The following is a 22,360-nucleotide window of genomic DNA, read 5'->3' as shown; positions in this document are numbered from 1 at the left end:
CATGCGTGACTTCAGCCGCCTCTACCAGGAGCTGGACCAGACCACCTCCACCAACCTCAAGGTGGCGGCCATGGTCCGTTATTTCTCCGGGTCGCCACCGGCGGACGCCGCCTGGGCCGTCTACTTCCTGTCCGGCCGCCGCATGAAGCAGCTGGCGGGGCCGGCCCGCCTGCGCCAGTGGCTGTACGAGAGCGTGGACCTGCCGGACTGGTTGGTGGACGACACCTACGCATCGGTGGGCGACCTGGCGGAGACCATAGCGCTCCTGACCGACGCCGGCCGTGCCGCGCCCGCCGACGATCGTTCGCTGGCGGACTGGCTGGAGACGGAGATCCTGCCCCTGCGCGGGCTGGAGGCGGAGGCCCAGGGCGAGCGCGTGAAACGCTGGTGGGCGACCCTCGATTACGAGCAGTGCTATCTCCTGAACAAGCTCCTGACCGGCGCATTCCGGGTGGGGGTCTCCCGCACGCTCGCGGCGCGGGCGCTGGCCGAGGCGGCCGGCCTGTCGCGGCCGGTGATCCTGCATCGCCTGATGGGGCAGTGGGAGCCGGACGCCGGATTCTTCGAGCAGCTCATGTCGCCGGACGACGGCGAGGCGGACGTCTCCCGACCCTATCCCTTCTGCCTCGCCGCGCCGCTGGATGACACGCATCCCGCGGATCTGCCGGGCGCGCCGGCGCACTGGCAGGTGGAGTGGAAGTGGGACGGCATCCGCGCCCAGCTCGTGCGCCGCGCCGGCCGCGGCTTCCTCTGGTCGCGGGGCGAGGATCTGATCACCGACCGTTTCCCCGAGGTAAGAGATGCGGCGCAAGTGCTCCCCGACGGCACGGTGCTGGACGGCGAGATCCTGGCCTGGGACGCCGACACCGGCGTGATGGACTTCGCGGCGCTGCAGCGGCGCATCGGCCGCAAGCGCGTCGGCGCGAAGCTGCTGGCGGAGGTCCCCGCCGTCTTCCTCGCCTACGACCTGCTGGAACAGGGCGGCGAGGACATCCGCCATCGGCCGCTGGCCGAGCGCCGCGCCGCGCTGGCGGACGTCGTGCCGGCCGCACACGAGACACTCAGGCTCTCTCCGGTCGTGGAAGCCGGCGACTGGGCGGATTACGCCGCGCTGCGAAACGAGTCCCGGGAGCGGCGGGTGGAGGGGATGATGCTGAAAGCGCTGGACTCGCCCTACGGCACCGGCCGGCAGCGTGGCCTCTGGTGGAAGTGGAAGGTGGCGCCTCACACCGTCGATGCCGTCATGATCTATGCACAGCCCGGACACGGGCGGCGGGCCAACCTGTACACCGACTATACTTTCGCGGTCTGGCGGGACGGCGACCTGGTGCCCATCGCCAAGGCCTACTCCGGACTCGACAACGCCGAGATCCGGGAGCTGGACCGCTGGATCCGGCGCAACACGGTGGAGCGCTTCGGGCCCGTTCGTTCCGTGCGGCCGGAGCAGGTGTTCGAGATCGCCTTCGAGGGCATCAATGCCTCGCGCCGCCACAAGTCCGGCGTGGCACTCAGATTCCCCCGCATCGCCCGCTGGCGCCGGGACCTGGGCGTGGATGACGCCGACGATATCGAGAGCGTGAGGGCGCTGGTGCGCTCGTGAGCGAGAATTTGACGGCAAGTGTGACAGGCGATTTCGATGCGCGGCTGCAGGCGTGGTTCGACGAGCGCGGCTGGCGGCTGTTCGACTTCCAGCGCGAGGCCCGGGACGCCTACCTCGCCGGCGAGTCCGGGCTGATCCACTCGCCGACCGGCAGCGGGAAGTCGCTGGCGGCCTGGCTCGGCCCGCTGGCGGAGGCTGCGGCGGCGGGCGGCGCGGACGGCGGTCCGCGTGTGCTCTGGATCACGCCGCTGCGCGCGCTGGCGGTCGATACCCGGGAGAACCTGGCAGACGCGGCGGCGGCCCTCGGCAGCGACTGGCGGGTGGAGGTGCGCAGCGGCGACACGTCCCAGTCCGTGCGCGCAAGGCAGCGCAGGCGGCCGCCCGAGGCGCTCGTCACGACACCCGAGAGTCTGTCGGTGCTGCTGAGCTACGCCGACGGAGCCAGCTGGTTCCGGAGACTCGCCTGCGTGGTGGTGGACGAGTGGCACGAGCTGCTGGGCACGAAGCGGGGCGTGCAGCTGGAGCTCTGCCTCGCGCGGCTGCGCAGCATCGCGCCGGGGCTCAGGACCTGGGGGCTGTCCGCGACGCTGGCGAACCTCGCCGAGGCCCGGGACGTGCTGCTCGGGCCGGGAACGGCGGGCCGACTCGTGCGCGGGCACGCGCCGAAGACCGTACGCATCCGCTCGGTGCTGCCCGAGACGCTCGAGCGCTTCCCCTGGGCGGGCCACCTGGGCGTCCGGCTGCTGCCGGCGGTGGTCGAGGCCATCGAGTCGAAGGGCTCCACGCTGCTGTTCACCAACACCCGCTCCCAGGCGGAGCTGTGGTTCCAGGGGCTGGTGGACGCACGGCCGGACTGGGTGGGGCGCATCGCGCTCCATCACGGCTCCATCGACCGCAAGCTGCGGCAGCGCATCGAGGACGGCCTCAGGGCGGGCGAGCTGCGCTGCGTGGTGTGCACCTCGTCGCTCGACCTGGGCGTGGACTTCAGCCCGGTGGACCAGGTGATGCAGGTGGGCAGCCCGAAGGGCGTCGCCCGGCTGCTGCAGCGTGCCGGGCGCAGCGGCCATCAGCCGGGCGCCGTCTCGGAAGTGCTGTGTGTGCCTACCCACGCCTTCGAACTGGTGGAGATCGCCGCCGCCCGCCGGGCGGCGGAGCAGGGGCGCATCGAGGCGCGCCGGCCGCTGGTCCGCTCGCTGGACGTGCTGGCGCAGCACCTGGTCACCGTCGCGCTCGGCGGCGGCTTCGAGGCGGAGGCCATGCGCGCGGAGGTGAGCCGTACCCACGCCTTCGCCGGCATCTCGGATGCCGAATGGGGCTGGGTGATGGACTTCGTCACCCGCGGCGGCCAGGCGCTGCAGGGGTATCCGCAGTACCGGCGCGTGGAAGCCGTGGACGGACGCTACCGGGTGACGGACCGGGGCATCGGCCAGCGTCACCGCATGGGCATCGGCACCATCGCCAGCGACACCGCGATGAACATCCGCTGGCTGACGGGCGGCTCGCTCGGCACCATCGAGGAGTCCTTCGTCTCCCGGCTGCAACGGGGCGATCGATTCCTGTTCGCCGGACGTCTGGTCGAGCTCGCCCGGGTGCGCGACATGACCGCCTACGTGCGACGGGCGAAGAAGGGCAGGCGCACCGTGCCCCGCTGGCAGGGCGGGCGCATGCCGCTGTCCACCGAGCTGGCCGACAGCGTGCTGGAGGTGCTGGCGGCGGCCGGATCCGGCGCGGACGAACCGGCGGAGGTGAACGCAGTCGCCGGCCTGCTGGATCTGCAGCGGCGCTGGTCGCGGCTGCCGGTGCCCGGCGAGCTGCTGGTGGAGGTGACCCGCAGCCGCGAGGGCGTCAGTCTGTTCTGTTATCCCTTCGCCGGCCGGCTGGTGCACGAGGGGCTCGCGACCCTGATCGCGTGGCGGCTGTCCCGCGAGACGCCCGCCACTTTCACGCTCTCGGCCAATGACTACGGCCTGGAACTGCTCTGCCGCGAGGAGCCGGCCATCGACGAGGAACGCCTCGCCCGGCTGTTCGCGCCCGGCGATCTGGAGGCCGATCTGCTCGCCTGCATGAATACCGGCGAGATCGCCAGGCGCCGGTTCCGTGACATCGCCCGCATCGCCGGCCTGGTATTCCAGGGTTATCCCGGCCGCGGCAAGTCGACCCGCCAGATCCAGGCCTCCAGCGGACTCATCTTCGACGTGCTGGAGCGCTACGACAGCGACAACCTGCTGCTGGATCAGGCCCGCCGGGAGGTGCTGGAGAGTCAGCTCGAGGCCCGGCGCATGCGCGAGGCGCTGGCGGCGATCGGCGGCAAGCGCATCGTCATCGAGCGGCCGGAACGGCTGACGCCGCTCGCCTTCCCGCTGTGGGCGGAGCGTCTGCAGAGCCAGATAATGTCCAGCGAGACCTGGCGCGACCGGGTCGAGCGCATGGCCGCCAGCCTCGAGCGCGCCGCCGAGCGGCGACGGAAGAGCGCATGAGCGCGGTGGCACCCGAGGCGTCCGCCGGCGCTGTGCCGATCGACTGCGCCGGCGAGCGGTTGCTGCTGCACCACGACCGGGCGGTGTACTGGCCGCGGCGCCGCATGCTGCTGGTAGCGGACGTGCATCTCGGCAAGGAATGGACGTTCGGCCGGGCGGGTCTGGCCGTGCCCGGCGGCGTGACCGAATCGGACCTGCAGCGCCTGGCCCGGCTGGTGGCGCAGTTCGGCGCCGGGGAACTCGTCGTGCTGGGCGACTTTACCCATGCGCCGCCCGGCGAGACGGATCGTTGGCTGGACGCGATCTCCGCCTGGCTCGACGGCGTGGAGGCGGCCGTCAGCATCGTCGCCGGCAATCACGACCGGCCCGCGACGCGGCAGAGACTCGATCCGCGGATCCGCTGGTTCGCCGAGCCCCGGCCGGAACCGCCCTTCGTGCTGCAGCACGAGCCGGAGCCCGACGGTCGCGGTTACGGCCTCGGCGGCCATCTGCATCCGGCGGTACGCCTGCGCACCGGCGCCGACCGGCTGCGCCTGCCCGTGTTCTGGTTCCGGGACGATCACGCCGTGCTACCGGCCTTCGGCACCTTCACCGGCGGGCAGAACATCCTGCCGGCGCCGGATGACCGGGTGTTCGCGGTCGGCCCCGACACGGTGGTGGCGCTGTGAGCGCCGTCGACGAGAGCCTGGTCCGGACCATTGTCGGGATCGACTGCGCCACCGACCCCCGCAAGACCGGCGTGGTGGGCATCACCCGGGACGGCGGGCGCTACCGGGTGAGCCACGCGGCGCTCGGCGACGGCCCCGGTTCCGTCGCCTGCCTGGCCGCAGCGGCGGCCGGCGACGGGCCGGCGCTGTTCTGCCTGGACGCGCCACTCGGCTGGCCGACCGCGCTCGGTGAGACGATCGCGGCCCATCGGGCCGGAGCCGCGCTGAGACAGACCGAGCCGAATCGTCTCTTTCGCCGCGCCACCGATGAGTTCGTGCGCCGGCGGCTCGGCAAGCAGCCGCTGGAGGTGGGCGCCGACCGGATCGCCCGCACGGCCGTCGCGGCTCTGGGCGTGCTGGGCGCGCTGCGCGAACTGCGGGCGGAGCCCATCCCGCTCGCCTGGTCGCCCGAACTCGGCGCCAGCGCGGCCATCGAGGTCTATCCCGCCGCCGTGCTGCTGAGCCGCGACCTGCCCGCCCGGCGCTACAAGCCGGCGGCCGCGCGGGAACTGCGGACGGTCATCCTCGACGGCCTCGCCGGGGAACTCGACCCGGGCGAGCACCGCGGCCTGCTGCTGAACGCGGCGGACGTACTCGATGCCGCCCTGGCGGCGCTGGCCGGGGCCGACTTCCTCGCCGGCCGCTGCCCGCCGCCGTCCGACCGGGCGCTGGCCGAGCGGGAAGGCTGGATCTGGATACGGGACTCCTCCGCCGGAGCTTCGGCATGAGCTTCCGCGATCATTTCTCCGGCGTCTCCGGCGATTATTCCCGCTACCGGCCCCGCTATCCGCAGGCGCTGTTCGACTGGCTGGCGGCCACGGCTCCCGGCCGCGGCGTGGCATGGGATTGCGCCACCGGCAGCGGGCAGGCGGCGGAGGGCCTGGCGCCGCTTTTCCGCAGGGTGGAGGCGACGGACGCGAGCGAGGCGCAGATCCGCCGCGCGCCGGCGCTGCCGGGCGTGCGCTTCCGGGTGGCGACAGCCGAGGACTCCGGAATGGCGGAGGCCGCGGCGGACCTGATCACAGTCGCCCAGGCCCTGCACTGGTTCGACCGGGACCGGTTCTTCGCCGAGGCGGGCCGGGTGCTCGCGGACGACGGACTGCTGGCGGCCTGGTGCTACGAACTCTGCACCGTCGATCCCGACATCGACGCGCTGGTGCTGGAGTTCTACCGCGGGCCGCTCGGCCCCTGGTGGCCTCCCGAGCGGCGGCATATCGATGCGGGCTATGGCACCATCGGCATGCCGTGGCCGGAGCTCGAGACGCCGGAGTTCCACATGGAGGCGGAATGGGAGGCCGGGCAGATGCTCGGTTATCTGTCCACCTGGTCGGCGCTGGCGCGCTGTCGCAAGGCGGCCGGCATCGATCCGCTGGCCGACATCGCAGGCCGCCTGGAGGCGCTCTGGGGGCCGGGCCCGCGCCGGGTGCGCTGGCCGCTCGCGGTGCGGGCCTGCCGGCGTCCCCCTCGCGGCAACTCTGACACCGACACCTGCATGCCGTCATGAACCGATCCTATTCCTTTCCCCTGCTTTTCGACCGTCGCCTGTCTTCGGACATCCAGCGCATCGCCGCGGTCCTCGAGGAAGGGCCGCCGGAGGGGCTGTCCGTGCTGCGCATCGCCCGCGGCGCCGCCGTCGACATGGGCCGCACCCAGCGCATCCTGCAGGGCTGGCGGGAGTACTTCACGCCGGTGCCCCGCCAGGGCGGGCAGCGCTGGCGCCTCAACCCGGCCGGACCCGGCGGCGCCGATGCGGAGTCGATACGGCGGGACGTGCGCCGCCGGCGCTCCGTCTGGCGGACGGCGCTGAACCTGGGCGCGCTCGCGCTGATGGTGCTCGCGTTCCTGGCCACCCTGTATTACCTGGGGCTCGCGGTCTGAGGCGGCCGCTGCCGCCATCCGCTAGAATTCCCGCGATGACCACCCGCCGTCCCACAGTTCGCCGCACCGCCGGCCCGGCAATCGGCCGGGAAACCCCCGGCATGACTCGCCGTCTGTCCGGCATCCTCGTCACCGCCGCGGTGGGCCTGACGGTGGCCGGCTGCGCCGCGACCGGCGGTCAGGACGGCGCAAGGAGCGACGTGCGCTGGATCGACACGCTGGAGGAGCGCGAGCCGATCGCAGCCGACCGATTCGAGCTGACGTCGCCACGGCAGAGCGTGGTCGGCGAGGTGCAGATCATCCAGACCCGTGAGTCCGACACCTTCTCGGATATCGCGCGCGCCTACGGCCTGGGTTACGACGAACTGGTGCAGGCCAACCCGGGCGTGGACCCCTGGCTGCCGGGCGAGGGCGCGATCGTCGTGCTGCCGACGCAGTTCGTGCTGCCGGATGCGCCCCGGGAAGGCATCGTGCTCAACATCGCCGCCAAGCGCCTGTTCTACTTTCCGCCGGCGGACGAAGGCGAGGCGCAGACGGTGATCACCCACCCGATCGGCATCGGCCGCGAAGGCTGGGAGACGCCGACCGGCACCGCGGTGGTGATCGACAAGGCCCGGGATCCGGTGTGGTATCCGCCGTGGTCGGTGCGCCAGGAACACGCCGAGGCCGGCAACCCGCTGCCGGCCGTGGTCGAGCCGGGCCCGGACAACCCGCTGGGCAACCGGGTGCTGCAACTCGATATGCCGGGCTACCTGATCCACGGCACGAACCAGCCCTACGGCGTGGGCATGCGGGTGAGTCACGGCTGCGTGCGGCTCTACCCGGAGAACATCGAGACCCTGTACGAACAGGTGGATCGGGGCACGCCGGTCACCATCGTCAACCAGCCCGTGCTCTACGGCCGCCGGGCGGGGGAGTTCTACATGGAGGCGCATCCGATGCTGGCGGAGGACGAGCGCGATCCGGACGCGCTCCTCGACGCGTTGATGGAGCGTGCACGGCAGGAATCGGGTGCGTTCGCCGAGCAACACGAGCGGGCGAACGCGCGGCGTGCTGCAGCCGATGCGAGGGGTGTCCCCATCCGCGTACTGAGCCGGGACGAGAACGAGCTGGCACGCCGGGTGCGCCTGGTGGCGAACGTCGTCGAGGCGGATCCGGACGCGCCCACGCTGGCCGAAGTGGCCGAGCTCATCGACCAGATGATGATCGAATCGGACCCCGACGCTGCCGCGGGCGAGACAGAACAGGAGGCCGGGGTCGAGTGAGCGAAATCAGTGAATGGCTGAAGGTGATGCTGGAGGAGATCGACCGCAAGGAAGAGGAATCCCGCGAGTCCCGCGAGGACCAGGCACCGGTGAAAGACGACAAGGAAAAGGGCGTCCCGGTGCGGCCGGGCGAAGGCGGCAACGACGCAGGAGCGAAAAAGGATGACGGATGAACCGCAACAGGGCGCCGAGCCGGTGCTGACCGGCAGCGCCTTTCTCTACGAGCAGCCGGAGCTGCTGACTCCGGAGCAACACGGCGGGCTGGGGCTGACGCCGCCCGAGCGCCCGTATGAATTCGTGCGCAACGTCCGTGCCATACCGGTGACGCTGCCGGAGTTCGCCACTGCCCAGCGTCACTATCCGATCGTCTTCACGTCCGTGGAAGACCCGGTGCCGCTGGCGGTGACCGCGATCCTGGACGACACCAACCTGTTCGTCGACGAGCAGGGGCAGTGGGACCCGATGTGCTACGTGCCGTCGTATCTGCGCTGTTATCCCTTCGGTCTCGCCACGGACGACCAGGGCCGCGGCGCACTGCTCATCGATCGCAAGTCGGCCGCCGTCACCGCGGAGCCCCGCTATCCCTTCTTCGAGGGCGGCGAGCTCTCGGAGCACACGAAGCAGATGGTGCAGTTCTGTTCCCAGTACGAAGCCGAGCGCGCGCGAACGCGCGAACTCTGCGAGCGGCTCCGCGATCTGGATCTGCTGACACCCCAGCAGGCGAGCTACACGCCGACGGGTGCAACCGAGCAGCAGACCCTGGCCAGCTACGTCTGCATCGACGCGAAGAAGCTCACCGACCTGGACAAGGACACCATCTACGGATGGCACCGCTCCGGTGAGCTGTCCTGCCTCTACTCTCACCTCCATTCGCTGGACAACTGGCGCACCCTGATGGCCCGCCGCCAGCAAAAAGGACTGTAGGAGGGGCTTTAGCCCCGATCAGCGCTCGGCGACCTCAAGCGAAGATCGGGCCTGAAGGCCCTCCTACCCGTTGGATTCGAAATAGCGGGCGAGCGGCTCCGGCAAGCCCGGTCGGATCGGATGGTCGGCGGGTGCGTCCGTCGGTGCCGAGCTGTAGGTGTTCCAGAACAGCACCGGGCGGCCGTCGAGACGGCCGGCATCCGCGTCGGCCAGCAGGGCGGCCAGCGCCTTGCCGGAATAGGTGGTCTCCAGTGTGAGGTCGAGTTCCGCGCCCGCCCGCTCGACCGCCCGGCGGGCCGCCGCGGTGGGCACGGCGTAGCCTTCGCCGAGGAATTCGTCGCGCACCTCCAGCTTCAGTTCGTCCTCCCGCACGGGTGGGAAGGACGGGTCGAGCCGGTGCAGCAGAGTAGCCGTCTTCGCGCCGAGCCGCCGGGTGCGGGTCTCGTCGGCGATCTTCTCGATGACCACGCGGACGGCGACGACGCGGCTGGACAGGCCGGCCGCCCTGAGGCCGGCCGCGAGCCCGGCTACCGTGCCCATGGTGCCGAGGGGCAGATAGACGAGTTCCGGTTCCGGCGCCTGCCCGGCGCGGACCTGGGCGGCGAGTTCGAAAGCCGCATTCACGTAGCCCACGGTGCCGTGCCACGTGGACCCGCCGATGGGGATGACCCAGGGCCGGTGCGCGGCGTCGGGACCGCGGAACAGGTCGCGGTACAGCGCGAGGCGTCGGGCCCGGCTGCCGCCCCAGGGCACCAGTTCGGTGCCCAGCGCGAGATGCCGGTTCAGCGTGCGCCGTACCGCCGGGCTGGCCGGCTGGGGCCCCAGCAGGCAGGTGCAGCCGAGACCGAGGCTGGTGGCATGCACGGCCGTGGCCAGCGCGTGGTTGGAGCCCGCCGCGCCGAAGGTGGCGACTGATCGATGACCTCGGGCAATGGCCTGGCCGAAGGCATACTCGAGTTTGCGCAGCTTGTTGCCGCCGTAGTCGGGATGGGTGAGATCGTCCCGTTTGATCCAGAGCGGCAGACGGTCGGTCCGACGGCATTCCAGTGGCGTCGGGAAAACGCCGAGGAACTCCCGCGGCAGACGGTTGAGCCCGCCGTGGGACTGTTCGAGATAGCTGTAGCCGCGCGGTGTCTGCATGAGTGGGACCGGTCGATGTCAGCCGGCATGGTAACTCCCCCCGGCAGGCCGTAGAATCAGGCTCTGGACGCTGAGGCACCAGGGGCGACAAGGGCAATCGGCATTTGAGCGATTCGACCAATACCGGCATTACCGTGGGGGAGATGCCGGCCGAGGATCAGTCCATACCGACTGGTCCCGATACCACCGCCGCCTTCATCGGCCGCGCGCTCTGCGGCCCCGTCAACCACCCCGTCACCGTCGGCTCCTTCTCCGAATTCTCCCGCCGCTTCGGCGGCCACTGGCGGCTGAGCAGTCTCGGCCCGGCCGTAGAGCAGTTCTTCGCTCATGGCGGCCGGCGCGCGATCGTGGTCCGCGTGGCGAACGGTGCCCGCGGCGCCAGGCTTACGCTGCCGGCCGGCGATGGCGGCCTGACGCTGGCAGCGCTCAGCCCGGGCGCCGGCGAGACGTTCCGCGCATCCGTGGACTATGACGGCATAGACGGTCGTCCGGGCGCCGACGGCAGCCGTTTCAACCTGACGGTGCAGCGGCTGTCGCCGCGCACGCGCCTGATCGACGACCAGGAGATCTTCCGCGGCCTCACCTGCGCCGAGGGCGGCGAGAACAACGTCCGCGATCGGCTCCTCACCTCCCGGCTGGTGCGCGTGGCCGGACCCTTGCCCGGATGCCGTCCCGACGCCACCCGTTCCGGCGGCGCGGACCGGGTAGTCTCCTACGTACAGGCCGGCGAGCCCGGCACTGACGGTCAGCCGCTGACGGACTACGACCTGATCGGCTCGGCGCGTGACTACACGGGGCTGTTCGCGCTGGAAGGCGCGGCGCACTTCAGCTTCCTCTACGCGCCGCCGATGGGCGGCGGCCGCGATCCCGGCCCGGCTTTCCTCATGGCGGCCGAGCGCTATTGTCAGCGCCGCGGCGCCATGTTGGTCGTCGATCCGCCGGTATCCTGCCGCAGCTTCGCCGAGCTGGATCTGGCGCTGCGCCGGGACGGCTTCCGCAGCCCACAGCTCGTGACCTACTTCCCGCGCATGATCGACCGGCGCCGACCGGACGACGGGATCGTGGCGGTCGGCGGCGCGCTGGCCGGGATCCTGGCCCGCAATGACGAGAGCGGCCATGTCTGGACGTCCCCGGCCGAAGGAGCGGCGTTCCTGCGCGATCTGCGCCCGGCCGTGGAACTGGACGATGCGGAAGCGGCAGCGCTGCATCGCCACGGGGTGCAGACGTTGCGCCGCGGCGACGACCGGCGGGTGCGTCCGACGGGAGACGTCACCTTCACCGGCAGCGTGTTCGGCGGCGCCCGGCGGTTGGCTAGCGAGCGGCTGATCCAGTTCGTCCTGCATCGCGTCGAGCGGTCCACGCGCTGGGTGCTGTTCCGCCGCAGCGAGCGCGCGTTGTGGCAGGCGGTGGAGCGCCGCGTGGGCGATTTTCTGCAGGCGCTGGAGGCGGACGGCGCCTTCGCTGGCCGGGGCGGCGCCGCGTGGTTCGTGCGCTGCAATTCCTCCACCAATACGGCCGCCCAGCAGGGCAGGCCTTCGGTCGGCCTCATCATCGGCTTCCGGCCCGTCGGCGAGACGGAGATGCTGGTGTGGTCGCTGGTGCAGGAACCGGCCGGGGCGCGGATCAGCCCTGCGGCCTTCGCCGGCGCCAGCGCCGCGACGGGCTGAAGACCGCTCGGATCAGGCGCGGGCCGGCCGCGCCGTGATGTACATGCGGATCACCGCGTGCACCACCTCGGTGCCGTCAGCTCCGCGGACGGATACGTCCACCGCCACATCCTCGCCGTCGTCCCATTGCGTCTCCGGGAGACGGGCCGTCGCCGTCACATCCATGGCCGCCTTGGCCAGGTACTCGATATTCATGCCCCGCGGGATCCATCGCCGGTCCGCCGGGATGGCCGCCTCCATCAGCACGCCGGCGCAGAGTTCGCAGAGGTTGGCGCAGGCGAGGGCGTGCACCGTGCCGATGTGGTTCTTCACCTTGCGCCGCTTGCGCACCCGCGCGGTGACATGATCCGGCTCTATCTCGAGGATGAGCGGCGAGATGGACGAGAAGTAGGGCGCGCGCAGACACACTGCGCGGGTGAACAGCCAGCGGCCGAGCGGCCAGCGCGACAGCCGGCGCCACATCCTCAGAGCGGAAGTCTCAGTCGTCATGATCCGGTTCCTCGTGTGCCGGCGCACCGTAACCGCCGCCGCCGGGCGTCTCGATGATCACGGCGTCGCCGACGCCGACCTCGCGCGTGTCCACCGCCGCCAGTTCCTCGACACTACCGTCTGCGCGGCGCAGGCGGTTGCGGCCGACGGCGCCGTCGCCGCCGCCGGCCAGGCCGAACGGCGGCACGCGCCGATGACCGGACAGTATGGAGACGCCCATGGGCTGCAGGAAGCGGATGACGCGCCGGCAGCCGTCGCCGCCCCGCTGCCGGCCGCGGCCGCCCGAGCCCGCGCGGACGGAGAACTCCTCCACCAGCACCGGGAAGCGGCCTTCCAGCACCTCCGGGTCGGTGAGGCGGGAGTTGGTCATGTGGGTCTGCACGGCATCGGCGCCGTCGAAGTCCGGCCCGGCCCCGGCGCCGCCGGCGATGGTCTCGTAGTACTGGTGCTCGTCGTCGCCGAAGGTGAGGTTGTTCATCGTGCCCTGGGAGGCGGCCAGCGCGCCGAGGGCACCGTAGAGCGCGTCGGTGACGCACTGGGAGGTCTCCACGTTGCCGGCGACGACCGCAGCCGGATAGCGGGGGCTCAGCAGCGTGCCCGGCGGTACGCGGATGTCCAGCGGCTCGAGGCAGCCGGCGTTCAGGGGGATGGGCTCCTCCACCAGTGTGCGGAACACGTACAGCACCGCCGCGCGGGTCACCGACTCCGGCGCGTTGAAGTTGCTCGGTGACTGCGGGCTGGTGCCTGTGAAGTCCACCCGCGCGCGGCCGTCACGGACGCGGATGTTCACCCGGATGGTCTCGCCGCTGTCCAGTTCGTAGGCGAACTCGCCGTCGCGCAGGCGAGCCAGCAGGCGGCGCACGCTGGCGGCCGCGTTCTCGCGCACGTGGTCCATGTAGGCGTGCACGGTCTCCGCGCCGTAGCGGTCGATGGCTCGGTCGAGCTGGCGTATGCCTTCCTCGTTGGCCGCGAGCTGGGCCTTGAGGTCGATCAGGTTGCGCCGCGGGTTGCGGGCGGGCCAGTCGCCGCTGCGGAAGAGTTCGAGTACGGTCTCGGTCTGCAGCTCGCCGCCCCGCGCGAGGCGTACGTTGTCCAGCAGCACGCCTTCCTCCTCGATGCGGTGGCTCGCCGGCGGCATGGAGCCGGGGGTGAGTCCGCCGACGTCGGCGTGATGGGCGCGGGAGGCGAGCCAGAACGCCGGCTCCGCCGCGTCACGTCCGGGGAAATAGGGCGTGACCACCGTGATGTCCGGCAGGTGGGTGCCGCCGTTGTAGGGGGCGTTCAGCATCCAGGCGTCGCCGGGGCGAACGTCGTCGGCGTTCGCATCGATGACGGCGGCGACGCTGTCGCCCATCGAGCCCAGGTGAACCGGCATGTGGGGCGCGTTGGCGATGAGCCGTCCGGCCCGGTCGAACACGGCGCACGAGTAGTCCAGCCGTTCCTTGATGTTCACCGAATGGGCCGTGTGGCGCAGCACGGTGCCCATCTGCTCGGCGATGTGCATGTAGAGGTTGTTGAACACTTCCAGCATGACCGGATCGGCCTCCCGGGAAACCCGCTCGGCGGCCGGCGCCTCGCGCCGGGTCAGCAGCAGGTGGCCGTGCTCGTTGAGCTCGCCCTCCCAGCCCGGCTCGATCACCGTGGTGGCGTTGTCCTCGATGACGATGGCCGGCGACGGGATGCGCTGGCCCGCGCCCAGTTCGGCGCGGTCGTAGACCGGCACACGACGGTACTCGCCCTGCAGCCAGACCTCGGTGTGTTCGAGGGGTTCGGGCGGCGCATCCGTCGCGCCCGGACCGCTGAAGCCCCGCGGCAGTTCATCGCGGCCCCGGGCCTCCACTGTGAGCGAGGCGAGCACCAGGGGCTCGTCGCCGGGTGCCACGCCGAAACGGGTGCGGTGGGCCTCCGCGAACGCCGCTGCCGCCTCATCGGGGCTGCCGCCGGGCACCGTGAGTATGGTGTCGCTGCCGGCCACTCGCAGGCCGTAGCGCACCGCGATCTCCAGCGTGTTGGCGGGCAGGCCCTGGGCGGCGAGTTCGTCCCGGCAGTCGGCCACGAGCCTGTCCCGGGCTGCCTCGGCCGTATCCGTCGCGGCTTCCAGCGGCATCTCGATGCTCTCGGTGCGCGAGGCGATGAGGTCGGCGAGCCCCATGCCATAGGCCGAGAGCAGGCCGGCCAGCGGGTGCAGCCAGATCGAGCGTACGCCGAGGACGTCGGCCACCCGGCAGGCGTGCTGGCCGCCGGCGCCGCCGAAACAGCACAGCGTGAAGTCCCGCACGTCCTCGCCACGCTCCACGGTGATGCGGCGGATGGCATTCGCCATGTTCTCGACGGCGATGCGCAGATAGCCCTCGGCCACTTCCTCATCGATCGGGGTCCGGCCGGTGTCGGCGCGGGCCGCCTCCGCCAGCGCCTCGAGGGCCGTCAGGCTCGCTTTCCGGTCGAGCGGTTCGTCGCCGCCGGGCCCGAATACGGCAGGGAAGTGGGCCACCGGGATGCGGCCGAGCGCCACATTGGCATCGGTTACGGTCGCGGGGCCGCCGCGCCGGTAGCAGGCGGGGCCCGGGTCGGCGCCGGCGGATTCGGGGCCGGCCTGGAAGCGGCCGTCGCGATAGGTCAGCACCGAGCCGCCGCCCGCCGCTATCGTGTGTATCTCCATCATCGGCGCGCGCAGGCGTACCCCGGCCACCTCCGAGTCCAGCGTGCGAACGTACTCGCCCGCCCAGGCCGAGACGTCGGTGGAGGTGCCACCCATGTCGAAGCCGATCAGCCGCTCGAGTCCGGTCGCGCTCGCCGTCTGCACCATGCCCACCACGCCGCCGGCCGGGCCGGACAATACCGCGTCCTTGCCGCGCAGGCGTGCCGCATCGATGAGCCCGCCGTTCGACTGCATCATCTGCAGCCGCTCCGGCGCCGCCACCGGCTCCAGCGCTCGGTCCAGGCGCTCGACGTAGCGGTACAGCACGGGCGAGAGATAGGCGTCCACCAGCGCGGTCTGGGCGCGGCTCACGAACTTGATGACCGGGGCCGTCTCGTGGGACACGGAGATCTGGCTGTAGCCGAGTTCCGCGGCGATGGCGGCGACGCGCTCCTCGTGCGCCGTCCAGCGATAACCGTGCACCAAGCATACGGCCACCGCCGTGATGCCGCGCTCCCGGGCCGCCGCGAGGTCCCGGCACAGCGCCGCCTCGTCCAGCGCCCGGAGCACCGTGCCGTCGGCGTCGACCCGCTCGTCGGCCTCGATGATCTCCATCTCCAGCGGCCGGGGTTTGCGGATGTGCAGCGCGAAGATATCCGGCCGGCTCTGGTAGGCGATGGCGAGCGCATCGCGGAAGCCTCTCGTCACCACCAGCGCGACGGGTTCGCCGCGTCGCTCGAGCAGGGCGTTGGTCGCGACGGTGGTACCCATCTTCACGGCATCCACACGGGCCCCGGCATCGCCGGCGGCGGCAAGCAGCCGGCGGATGCCCTCGACGGCCGCGTCGTCGTACTGCCCCGGTGATTCGGACAGCAGTTTGGCGGTGACCAGTTCGCCGGCCGGCGAGCGGCCGATCACGTCCGTGAACGTGCCGCCCCGATCGATCCAGAATTGCCAGCCGGCGTCATGCATCCGACAGAGTGTACCGTCCTGCCCTCCCCCGTGTAGGAGGGCCTTCAGGCCCGATGGGTTTCTCTAGGCGTCGGCCCGCCATCGACTGGGGCGGACTACGGGCGACGCTCATGTGGGAGGGCCTTTAGGCCCGATCAATCGCGGCTGAAGCCGCTCCTAACATCGTCTATCGGCGCCAGTCGGTCCGGACGACCCCCGCAGCCCACCCCAGCCGCTGACGGGCCCGCAGCCGAAGGGAACGGCACCAGTCAGCAGGCGCCGCTGACTGGCAGATCCTCCCGGCCACCGCGAGGCGGCCGTCATGCGGGGGTATCCATCGCCGCGACCTTTTGTCGGGAGCAAGATGGATACCCCCGCAGGGCGGCCAGGAAAGAAGGAATCGGGCCTGAAGGCCCTCCCACAGCAGGGTCGGGCCTGAAGGCCCTCCTACGGGTGTTGCAGTAAGATGGCCGGCGCATGGAGCAGAACGACGTCATCCTCTACACCCTGATCGCCTACGGCATTGCGCTCGTCGGCATCGGCGTGTGGGCGCAGAGCCGCAACCGGGACAATACCGACTACTTCCTGGGCGGCCGGCGGCTCGGGCCGTGGCTGGCGGCGCTGAGCGGCTCGGCCAGTTCGTCATCGGCCTGGACGCTGCTGGCCGTGAGCGGCGCGGCGTATTCCTGGGGCCTGTCCGCGCTGTGGCTGTTCCCGGCGACGTTGAGCGGCTTCCTCATCAACTGGTTCCTGATCGCGCCGCGCCTGCGGGTGCTGTCGCGGGAGACGGGCGCCATCACGCTGGCGGAGATCATCGCGCCAGCCGGGTTCGGCGCGGCGCGCAAGACGGTGCTGCGGGTGGCCGCCGTGATCGTGCTGTTCTGTTTCATTTTCTACATCGCCTCCCAGTTCGAAGGCGCGGGAAAGGCGTTTCAGGCGCATTTCGGCTGGCCCCGGGAGGCGGCCATCCTGACGGGCGTGGCGATCGTGCTGGCCTACACCTTCCTCGGCGGATTCTGGGCCGTCTCGGTCTCGGACATGGTGCAGGGGCTGATGATGGTGGCCGCCGCCGTCCTGGTGCCGGCGGCGGCGCTCGTCGCCCTCGGCGGCGTCGGCGAGCTGGCGCCCCGGCTCGCCGCCACCGCCTCTCCGGTCGAGCTGTCGCTGACCGGTCCGTTCACCGGCGCCATGGGCGTGGCGTTCGTCCTCGGCACGCTGGGCATCGGCCTCGGCTATCCGGGCCAGCCTCACGTCGTGAACCGTTTCATGGCGCTGCGCGACGAGCCGTCGCTCCGGCGGGCCCGTGTCATCGCGATTTCCTGGGCGGTACTCGTCTACGGCGGCATGCTGCTGCTCGGGCTCTGCGCTCGCGTGCTCTACGACATCGCCGACGGCGAGCAGGTGCTGTTCGAGGTCTCGGCGCGGGTGCTGCCGCCCTTCGTCGCCGGTATCGTGCTGGCGGCCGTGCTGTCGGCCATCATGTCCACCGCGGACAGCCAGTTGCTGGTGGCGGCCTCGTCGGCGGCCCACGACTGGAACGCGGGCACGCCGGGGCGTACGTCGCGCCTGTGGGTCTCCCGGGTCACCGTGGTACTGCTCTGCATCGCGGCGGCCCTGCTGGCGATCTTCGTCGCGGAGGACATCTTCACGCGCGTGCTGTTCGCCTGGCACGCCGTGGGCTCGGCCTTCGGCCCGCTGCTGCTGATGCGCGTGCTCGGCTATCGCGTCGGCGCGCGTGGCACGCTCGCCACCCTGATCGCCGGCTTCGGACTGACCGTGATCCTGCACTGGCTGCCCCACACGCCGGGCGACGCCGCCGAGCGGCTGATCCCGCTCGTCGTCGCGCTCACGATCGCCTGGGTTGCCGCCGTTCGGGAAACGACTGACGCGATGAGTGTGCGTTGATCGCCGCCGCAATTAGACTGTCCCGCCTATGAAGGTCGATCGCATCCTGCGCACCGTGCTGATCCTGGCGGTGATCCTGCTGTTCGTGGCGGTGATCGCGGGCATGCTGTTCATTACCGAGTCCGCGCTCAACGTCTGGGACCGCCTGCGCGAGGCGCCGGCGTGGCTGGTCTCTGCCTATGCAGGGGTCTTGCTCGCCATTGCTCTCGCGGCCGTCTGGATCGTCTGGCGCTTCCTGCTGCCGCGGCGCTCCCGCCGGGAGGAGCAGAAGCAGCCGGTGTTCTCGGAGGAGGCACTGAAGGACCGGCTGACGGCCGCCGAGGCGGCCGGTATCGACGTGGCCGCCGCCCGCGGTGAACTCGCCGCCCTGGACGAGCGGCGGGCGACCGGGCGCATCCATCTCGCCCTGTTCGGCGAGATCAGCACCGGCAAGAGTTCGCTGATCCGCGCGCTGGTGCCCGGCGCGGAAGTCGAGACGAGTCCGGTGGGCGGCTCCACCCGGGAGATTGCGCGCTATCAGTGGCACAGCCCGAACGGCGAGGAAGTGGTGCTGACCGACGTCCCCGGCACCGGCGCCGTCGGCGGCGAGTTCGATGCCGTCGCGCGCGAGGAGGCGCTGCGCGCCCACGTCGTGCTCTATCTCTGCGACGGGGATCTCAGGCGCCAGGAAGCCGGTGCGCTCGGGCAGCTGGTCGGCGTCGGCAAACCCACCATTCTGGTGTTGAACAAGACCGACCAGTACACGGAGGAGGAGCTCTACCAGGTAATGGAACGGCTGCAGGCCCGCCTGCAGGATCTGCAGCCGCAGGCCCCGGCCGTCGCCGTGCGGGTGAGCGCCCGCGAGGACGAGGCCGTCATGGAGGAGGGTCCGGAAGGAGAACTGGTCGAGCGTCGCCGGGCGCGCGAGCCCGACATCGCCGAGCTGGTGCTGGCGCTGAACGAGCAGCTTGCCCGCGGCCGCGACGACATGGACCGCCGCCGCGATGCGGCCGTGTTCGCGCTGGCCACGGAGAAGCTGCAGGCGGCGGAGACCGCCTACCGTGCGCGACGGGCCGAGGAGATCATCCGTTCCTATACCCGCAAGGCCGTGATCGGTGCGCTGGCGGCGGTGAGCCCCGGCACCGATATCGTCATCCAGGGCTATCTGGGCACCGCGATGACCCGGGCCCTGTCGGCGCTGTACGGTATCTCGCCGCGGGATCTCGATATCGAGCAGTTCCTGAACCTGAGCCAGAGCCGCGTGGGACGGGCGCTGCCGCTCACGCTCGCCGTGGCCGGCAACGGGCTCAAGGCCTTTCCCGGCGTCGGCACAGTGGCGGGCGGGCTGGTGCATGCCGTAGCCTATGGCCTCATCTTCGATGCCCTGGGCCGCAGCTTGGTCCAGGCCCTCGCCGCCCGGGGACGGTTCTCGCCGGAGGCGGCCGCCGAGCAGTTCGAGGAAAATCTGAGTGAGTATCTGGAAACGGGTGTTCGGCGCGTGGCGCAGATCGCCCTCCGGGAACAGGCAAGACGCCGGGACGAGTAGGGCCGGCGGAATTGCCGATCCTGCGGCCGACCCGAGCGGCGGTCATCTCGACCTCGCCCGGGAGAGCCTGCGCGAGCTGCTGGGCGACCGGCGCCTGCCCGCCGGCGTGCGCGAGGCGCTGGCGGACGACTACCGGCAGGTCCAGGCGATGCTGGACAAGCTCGAGCACGGCCACCTGCACATCGCCGCCTTCGGCCGGGTGAGCACCGGCAAGTCCTCGCTGCTGAACGCCCTGATCGGCGAGACCCGCTTCGCCGTGAGTCCGCTGCACGGCGAGACACGCGAGAGCGCCATGCACGCCCTGCGCGAGGAGGAGGCGGGTGGCGTCTTCGTGATCGACACGCCCGGCATCGACGAGGCGGGCGGGGAGGAACGCGAGGCGCTGGCGCGGGAGGTGGCCGGCCGCGCCGACCTGGTCATGTTCGTCGTCGACGGCGACATGACCGCGACCGAGTTCGATGCGCTGCGCACGATCGTGCGACTCGGCCGCCCGGTGGTGCTGGTATTGAACAAGGCCGACCGCTACGACGACGCCGAACGGGACACGCTGCTGGCGGTCCTGCGCGAACGCGTGGATGGGCTCATCGATGCGCGCAACGTCATCCCGGCCGCTGCCGACCCCGCACCGCGCACCGTGATCACCCGAGTAGCGGACGGGGAGGAGCACGAGACGCGCCGCCGGCCGCCGGCGGACGTGGAGGCGCTGCGCCTCAGGCTGTGGGAGATCCTCGACCGGGAGGGCAAGACGCTGGCCGCGCTGAACGCCTCCATCTTCGCCGCCGATCTCACCGACAAGGTGGGCCGGCGGATCGTGCAGGCGCGGCGCGAGGTGGCCGAGCGCGTGGTGCGCACCTACTGCATCGCCAAGGGCGCCACCGTGGCGCTTAACCCGGTACCCGTGGCGGATCTGTTCGCCGCCGCCTTCGTCGACGTCGGCATGGTGGTGCATCTGTCCCGGATCTACGAGCTGCCCGTCGCCCGCCGCGAGGCCGGCTCCCTGGTGCGGGTCATCATGACCGAGGCAGCGGCGCTCATGGGCACCGTCTGGGCGGTGCACTTCCTCTCCAGCGCGCTGAAGGTGGGCACCGGCGGGCTGTCCACCCTGATGACCGCCGGTGCTCAGGGCGCGATCGCCTACTACAGCACCTACGTGGTCGGCCGCGTCGCCGACGAGTACCTGGCCCAGGGCAAGTCCTGGGGCGAGGGCGGGCCCAAGCGGGTAGTCTCCGACATCCTCGCCAGCCTCGACCGGGACACGATCCTGCGCGAGGCGCGCGAGGAGATACGTCAGCGGCTGCGGGCGGCGCAGTGAAACTCGCGGGACGCAGGAGCGAACCCGACACGCTCTCCCGCAAGCGCAGGGAGCGCATCAGGGCGATGGTGCGCTCCATCCCGCCGGGCTGCGTGGCCAGCTACGGCCAGATCGGCCGGCTGGTGGGGGTGCCCCGCGGTGCCCGGCTGGTGGGGCGGGTGATGGCGACGCTGCCCGAAGGCACCGACGTGCCCTGGCACCGGGTGGTGAACGCGGCTGGCCGCATCTCTCTGCCGGAGGGCAGTGCCGGCTATTTCCGCCAGCGCGACCGCCTGCGCGAGGAGGGCGTCATCGTCTCGCGCGGTCGCATCTCCATGGCGCGGTTCGGCTGGCAGCCGGACCTCGACGAACTCATCTGGAGGGCGGCGCCGGCCGCCGATGCGAGCAGGGAGGAAACCCAGTGACGAACGCTTACGCCGATCTCGACGTCATCTTTTCCCACGGCCAGGAGAGCGGGCCCTGGGGCAGCAAGATCACCGCGATGGCGGCCATGGTGCGCGAGCTCGGCGCCCGTGCCGACTCCGTCGACTACCAGGGCATCGCCGACCCCACCCAGCGGGTGCAGAAGCTCGTGGGCGTGCTGGGCGGCATCGAGCGGCCGGCACGGTCGATCATCCTGGTGGGCTCCAGCATGGGCGGCCACGTTGCCACCGCGGCGAGCACCGTCCAGTCGGTGGACGGCGTCTTCGTGCTGGCGCCTGCCTACTACATGCCCGGCTACGAGGAGCTCACTCCGCCGCCGCCTGACTCCCCGCTCGAGATCGTGCACGGTTGGCGCGACGACGTGGTGCCGGTGGAGAACAGCATCCGTTTCGCCCGGGAGTCGCTGGCCTCCCTGCACGTGGTGGACGGTGATCACCGCCTGACGGAAAACATCGATATCATCAACGAACTGCTGCGCCTGTTCATCGGGCGCGTCATGGCGAAGAGGGGAGAGTGAAATGCGGAACCTGTTGCTGATAGGCGCCTGTCTGGCGCTGGCCGCCTGCGGCGGTGCGGACGACGAGGCGGCGAAGTCCGACGAGTCTTATACCGACGAGACTTATGAGGACCGCGAGACCGTCTTCGACCCGATGACCGACACCATCGACCGCGCGAAGGAAGTGGAGGAGATGGGCAAGGACCGCAAGAAGGCCATGGACGAGGCGCTGGAGGGGGCCGAGGCGCGGGATCCCGAGTGAGCATGCGCCATCGCACGCGGGAGGGCCGACTGGCATACCTCGGTGCTGGCGGCGAGCGCGGCCGCGAGCACTACACGGTCACGGTCCACACCGACGGGCGGCGCATCCTGCGCGCCCGCAGCGAGATCGACGAGGGGGAGGTGCTGCGTGACGTGCTGTGCGCCGTCGACGCCGACTGGCGCCCGCTGGACGCGTTCGTGCGCCTCACGGTGGAAGATCGGTTCGTCGGCACCGGCTGGTACGTGTTCGACGAGAGAGGCGGCGCCTGCGAATCGTTCAATGTGGAGGACGGCCGTCTCAGCCAGGTGCTGGATGCCGCCGCGCCGCTGCAGACCTTCGGCAGCCACGCGATCGCCAGCGACGCCTGGATGACCACCGCCTTCGACTTCTCCCGCCCGGACGAGGACCAGTGGGTGACGGGCAGCCTGATCAGCTCGCTCGCCTTCAATGGCTCGACGGGCCCGCGGCTGCACCGCATCAGCTACGGTCTGCGCTACCGCGGCCGGGAGACGCTGGAGGTGCCGGCGTGTGCGCTGGAGACGCATCACTTCGAGTTCCTGTTCGAGGGGACCGTGGTCGATTACCATCCGCCGTATCACGTGTGGACCACGGCCGACGACGACCGGCTGATCGTCAAGGCCCACGTGGGCGAGCCGAAGGACTACCTCTATCAGCTCGTGAGCCTGACCGGCTGACGCCTG

General features: G+C 71.1%; 20 protein-coding genes. 17 read left to right on the top strand and 3 right to left on the bottom strand.

Annotated features, from left to right (window positions below; genetic code table 11):
- Window position 1: 1 nt before the first annotated feature.
- The 9 genes from ACJMKZ_RS06095 (at window position 2) to ACJMKZ_RS06055 (ending at window position 8,851) form a co-directional block, all read left to right on the top strand.
- Window positions 2–1,600: an ATP-dependent DNA ligase gene (locus ACJMKZ_RS06095; protein WP_405232300.1), complete on the top strand. Its 1,599-nt coding sequence runs from the start codon at window positions 2–4 to the stop codon at window positions 1,598–1,600.
- The gene (locus ACJMKZ_RS06090) at window positions 1,597–4,077 is read left to right on the top strand and encodes a ligase-associated DNA damage response DEXH box helicase (protein WP_405232299.1); all 2,481 of its coding nucleotides are present in this window, start codon (window positions 1,597–1,599) and stop codon (window positions 4,075–4,077) included. The genes ACJMKZ_RS06095 and ACJMKZ_RS06090 overlap by 4 nt, the downstream gene beginning before the upstream one ends.
- Complete coding sequence (gene pdeM / locus ACJMKZ_RS06085) at window positions 4,074–4,745, top strand: ligase-associated DNA damage response endonuclease PdeM (RefSeq protein WP_405232298.1); 672 nt, start codon at window positions 4,074–4,076, stop codon at window positions 4,743–4,745. The genes ACJMKZ_RS06090 and pdeM overlap by 4 nt, the downstream gene beginning before the upstream one ends.
- Window positions 4,742–5,512 carry a DUF429 domain-containing protein gene (locus ACJMKZ_RS06080; protein WP_405232297.1) on the top strand — a complete coding sequence of 257 codons (771 nt, stop codon included), beginning with the start codon at window positions 4,742–4,744 and terminating at the stop codon, window positions 5,510–5,512. The genes pdeM and ACJMKZ_RS06080 overlap by 4 nt, the downstream gene beginning before the upstream one ends.
- Window positions 5,509–6,288: a class I SAM-dependent methyltransferase gene (locus ACJMKZ_RS06075; RefSeq protein WP_405232296.1), complete on the top strand. Its 780-nt coding sequence runs from the start codon at window positions 5,509–5,511 to the stop codon at window positions 6,286–6,288. Before ACJMKZ_RS06080 ends, ACJMKZ_RS06075 begins: the two co-directional genes overlap by 4 nt.
- Window positions 6,285–6,662: a hypothetical protein gene (locus tag ACJMKZ_RS06070; protein ID WP_405232295.1), complete on the top strand. Its 378-nt coding sequence runs from the start codon at window positions 6,285–6,287 to the stop codon at window positions 6,660–6,662. Before ACJMKZ_RS06075 ends, ACJMKZ_RS06070 begins: the two co-directional genes overlap by 4 nt.
- A gap of 101 nt (window positions 6,663–6,763) precedes the next feature.
- Window positions 6,764–7,927, top strand: coding sequence for a L,D-transpeptidase family protein (locus tag ACJMKZ_RS06065; protein WP_405232294.1), 1,164 nt, complete (start codon window positions 6,764–6,766; stop codon window positions 7,925–7,927).
- Window positions 7,924–8,100, top strand: a complete 177-nt coding sequence (locus ACJMKZ_RS06060) for a hypothetical protein (protein WP_405232293.1) — start codon at window positions 7,924–7,926, stop codon at window positions 8,098–8,100. Before ACJMKZ_RS06065 ends, ACJMKZ_RS06060 begins: the two co-directional genes overlap by 4 nt.
- On the top strand, window positions 8,090–8,851 hold the full coding sequence (locus tag ACJMKZ_RS06055; RefSeq protein WP_405232292.1) for a SapC family protein: 762 nt from the start codon (window positions 8,090–8,092) through the stop codon (window positions 8,849–8,851). Before ACJMKZ_RS06060 ends, ACJMKZ_RS06055 begins: the two co-directional genes overlap by 11 nt.
- Before the next feature lie 63 nt (window positions 8,852–8,914).
- On the opposite strand, the gene ACJMKZ_RS06050 is transcribed toward ACJMKZ_RS06055, so the two are convergent.
- On the bottom strand, window positions 8,915–9,991 hold the full coding sequence (locus tag ACJMKZ_RS06050; protein ID WP_405232291.1) for a pyridoxal-phosphate dependent enzyme: 1,077 nt from the start codon (window positions 9,989–9,991) through the stop codon (window positions 8,915–8,917).
- Between the two features lie 104 nt (window positions 9,992–10,095).
- Here ACJMKZ_RS06050 and ACJMKZ_RS06045 point away from each other — a divergent pair, with 104 nt between their 5' ends.
- The gene (locus ACJMKZ_RS06045) at window positions 10,096–11,658 is read left to right on the top strand and encodes a hypothetical protein (RefSeq protein WP_405232290.1); all 1,563 of its coding nucleotides are present in this window, start codon (window positions 10,096–10,098) and stop codon (window positions 11,656–11,658) included.
- 12 nt (window positions 11,659–11,670) lie between these two features.
- Here ACJMKZ_RS06045 and ACJMKZ_RS06040 read toward each other — a convergent pair whose 3' ends face one another.
- Together ACJMKZ_RS06040 and ACJMKZ_RS06035 are read right to left on the bottom strand one after the other, a co-directional pair.
- Complete coding sequence (locus ACJMKZ_RS06040) at window positions 11,671–12,147, bottom strand: hotdog fold domain-containing protein (protein WP_405232289.1); 477 nt, start codon at window positions 12,145–12,147, stop codon at window positions 11,671–11,673.
- Window positions 12,137–15,757, bottom strand: a complete 3,621-nt coding sequence (locus ACJMKZ_RS06035; protein ID WP_405232288.1) for a hydantoinase B/oxoprolinase family protein — start codon at window positions 15,755–15,757, stop codon at window positions 12,137–12,139. Before ACJMKZ_RS06035 ends, ACJMKZ_RS06040 begins: the two co-directional genes overlap by 11 nt.
- A 456-nt stretch (window positions 15,758–16,213) precedes the next feature.
- Between ACJMKZ_RS06035 and ACJMKZ_RS06030 the strand changes: the two genes are divergently transcribed.
- From ACJMKZ_RS06030 to ACJMKZ_RS06000, 7 genes are read left to right on the top strand one after another with little or no spacing between them, the layout of a single operon-like run.
- Window positions 16,214–17,641 (top strand): sodium/proline symporter, encoded by a 1,428-nt coding sequence (locus ACJMKZ_RS06030; protein WP_405232287.1) that lies wholly within the window; start codon window positions 16,214–16,216, stop codon window positions 17,639–17,641.
- 28 nt (window positions 17,642–17,669) lie between these two features.
- Window positions 17,670–19,166: a GTPase gene (locus tag ACJMKZ_RS06025; protein WP_405232286.1), complete on the top strand. Its 1,497-nt coding sequence runs from the start codon at window positions 17,670–17,672 to the stop codon at window positions 19,164–19,166.
- A complete protein-coding gene (locus ACJMKZ_RS06020) occupies window positions 19,090–20,478 on the top strand; it encodes a DUF697 domain-containing protein (RefSeq protein ID WP_405232285.1) in 1,389 nt (462 codons plus the stop codon). The genes ACJMKZ_RS06025 and ACJMKZ_RS06020 overlap by 77 nt, the downstream gene beginning before the upstream one ends.
- Window positions 20,475–20,882, top strand: coding sequence for an MGMT family protein (locus ACJMKZ_RS06015; RefSeq protein ID WP_405232284.1), 408 nt, complete (start codon window positions 20,475–20,477; stop codon window positions 20,880–20,882). Before ACJMKZ_RS06020 ends, ACJMKZ_RS06015 begins: the two co-directional genes overlap by 4 nt.
- Window positions 20,879–21,418: an alpha/beta fold hydrolase gene (locus ACJMKZ_RS06010; protein WP_405232283.1), complete on the top strand. Its 540-nt coding sequence runs from the start codon at window positions 20,879–20,881 to the stop codon at window positions 21,416–21,418. Before ACJMKZ_RS06015 ends, ACJMKZ_RS06010 begins: the two co-directional genes overlap by 4 nt.
- A gap of 1 nt (window position 21,419) precedes the next feature.
- Complete coding sequence (locus ACJMKZ_RS06005) at window positions 21,420–21,659, top strand: hypothetical protein (protein WP_405232282.1); 240 nt, start codon at window positions 21,420–21,422, stop codon at window positions 21,657–21,659.
- Window positions 21,656–22,354, top strand: coding sequence for a hypothetical protein (locus ACJMKZ_RS06000; RefSeq protein WP_405232281.1), 699 nt, complete (start codon window positions 21,656–21,658; stop codon window positions 22,352–22,354). The genes ACJMKZ_RS06005 and ACJMKZ_RS06000 overlap by 4 nt, the downstream gene beginning before the upstream one ends.
- Window positions 22,355–22,360 lie beyond the last annotated feature (6 nt).

Origin of the sequence: Lentisalinibacter salinarum (assembly GCF_040706555.1) — a bacterium.
Classification (GTDB): Bacteria; Pseudomonadota; Gammaproteobacteria; order Steroidobacterales; family Woeseiaceae; genus Lentisalinibacter; species Lentisalinibacter salinarum.
Note: the sequence above shows the minus strand (reverse complement) of the source record. Positions and strands in the feature narration are given on the sequence as shown.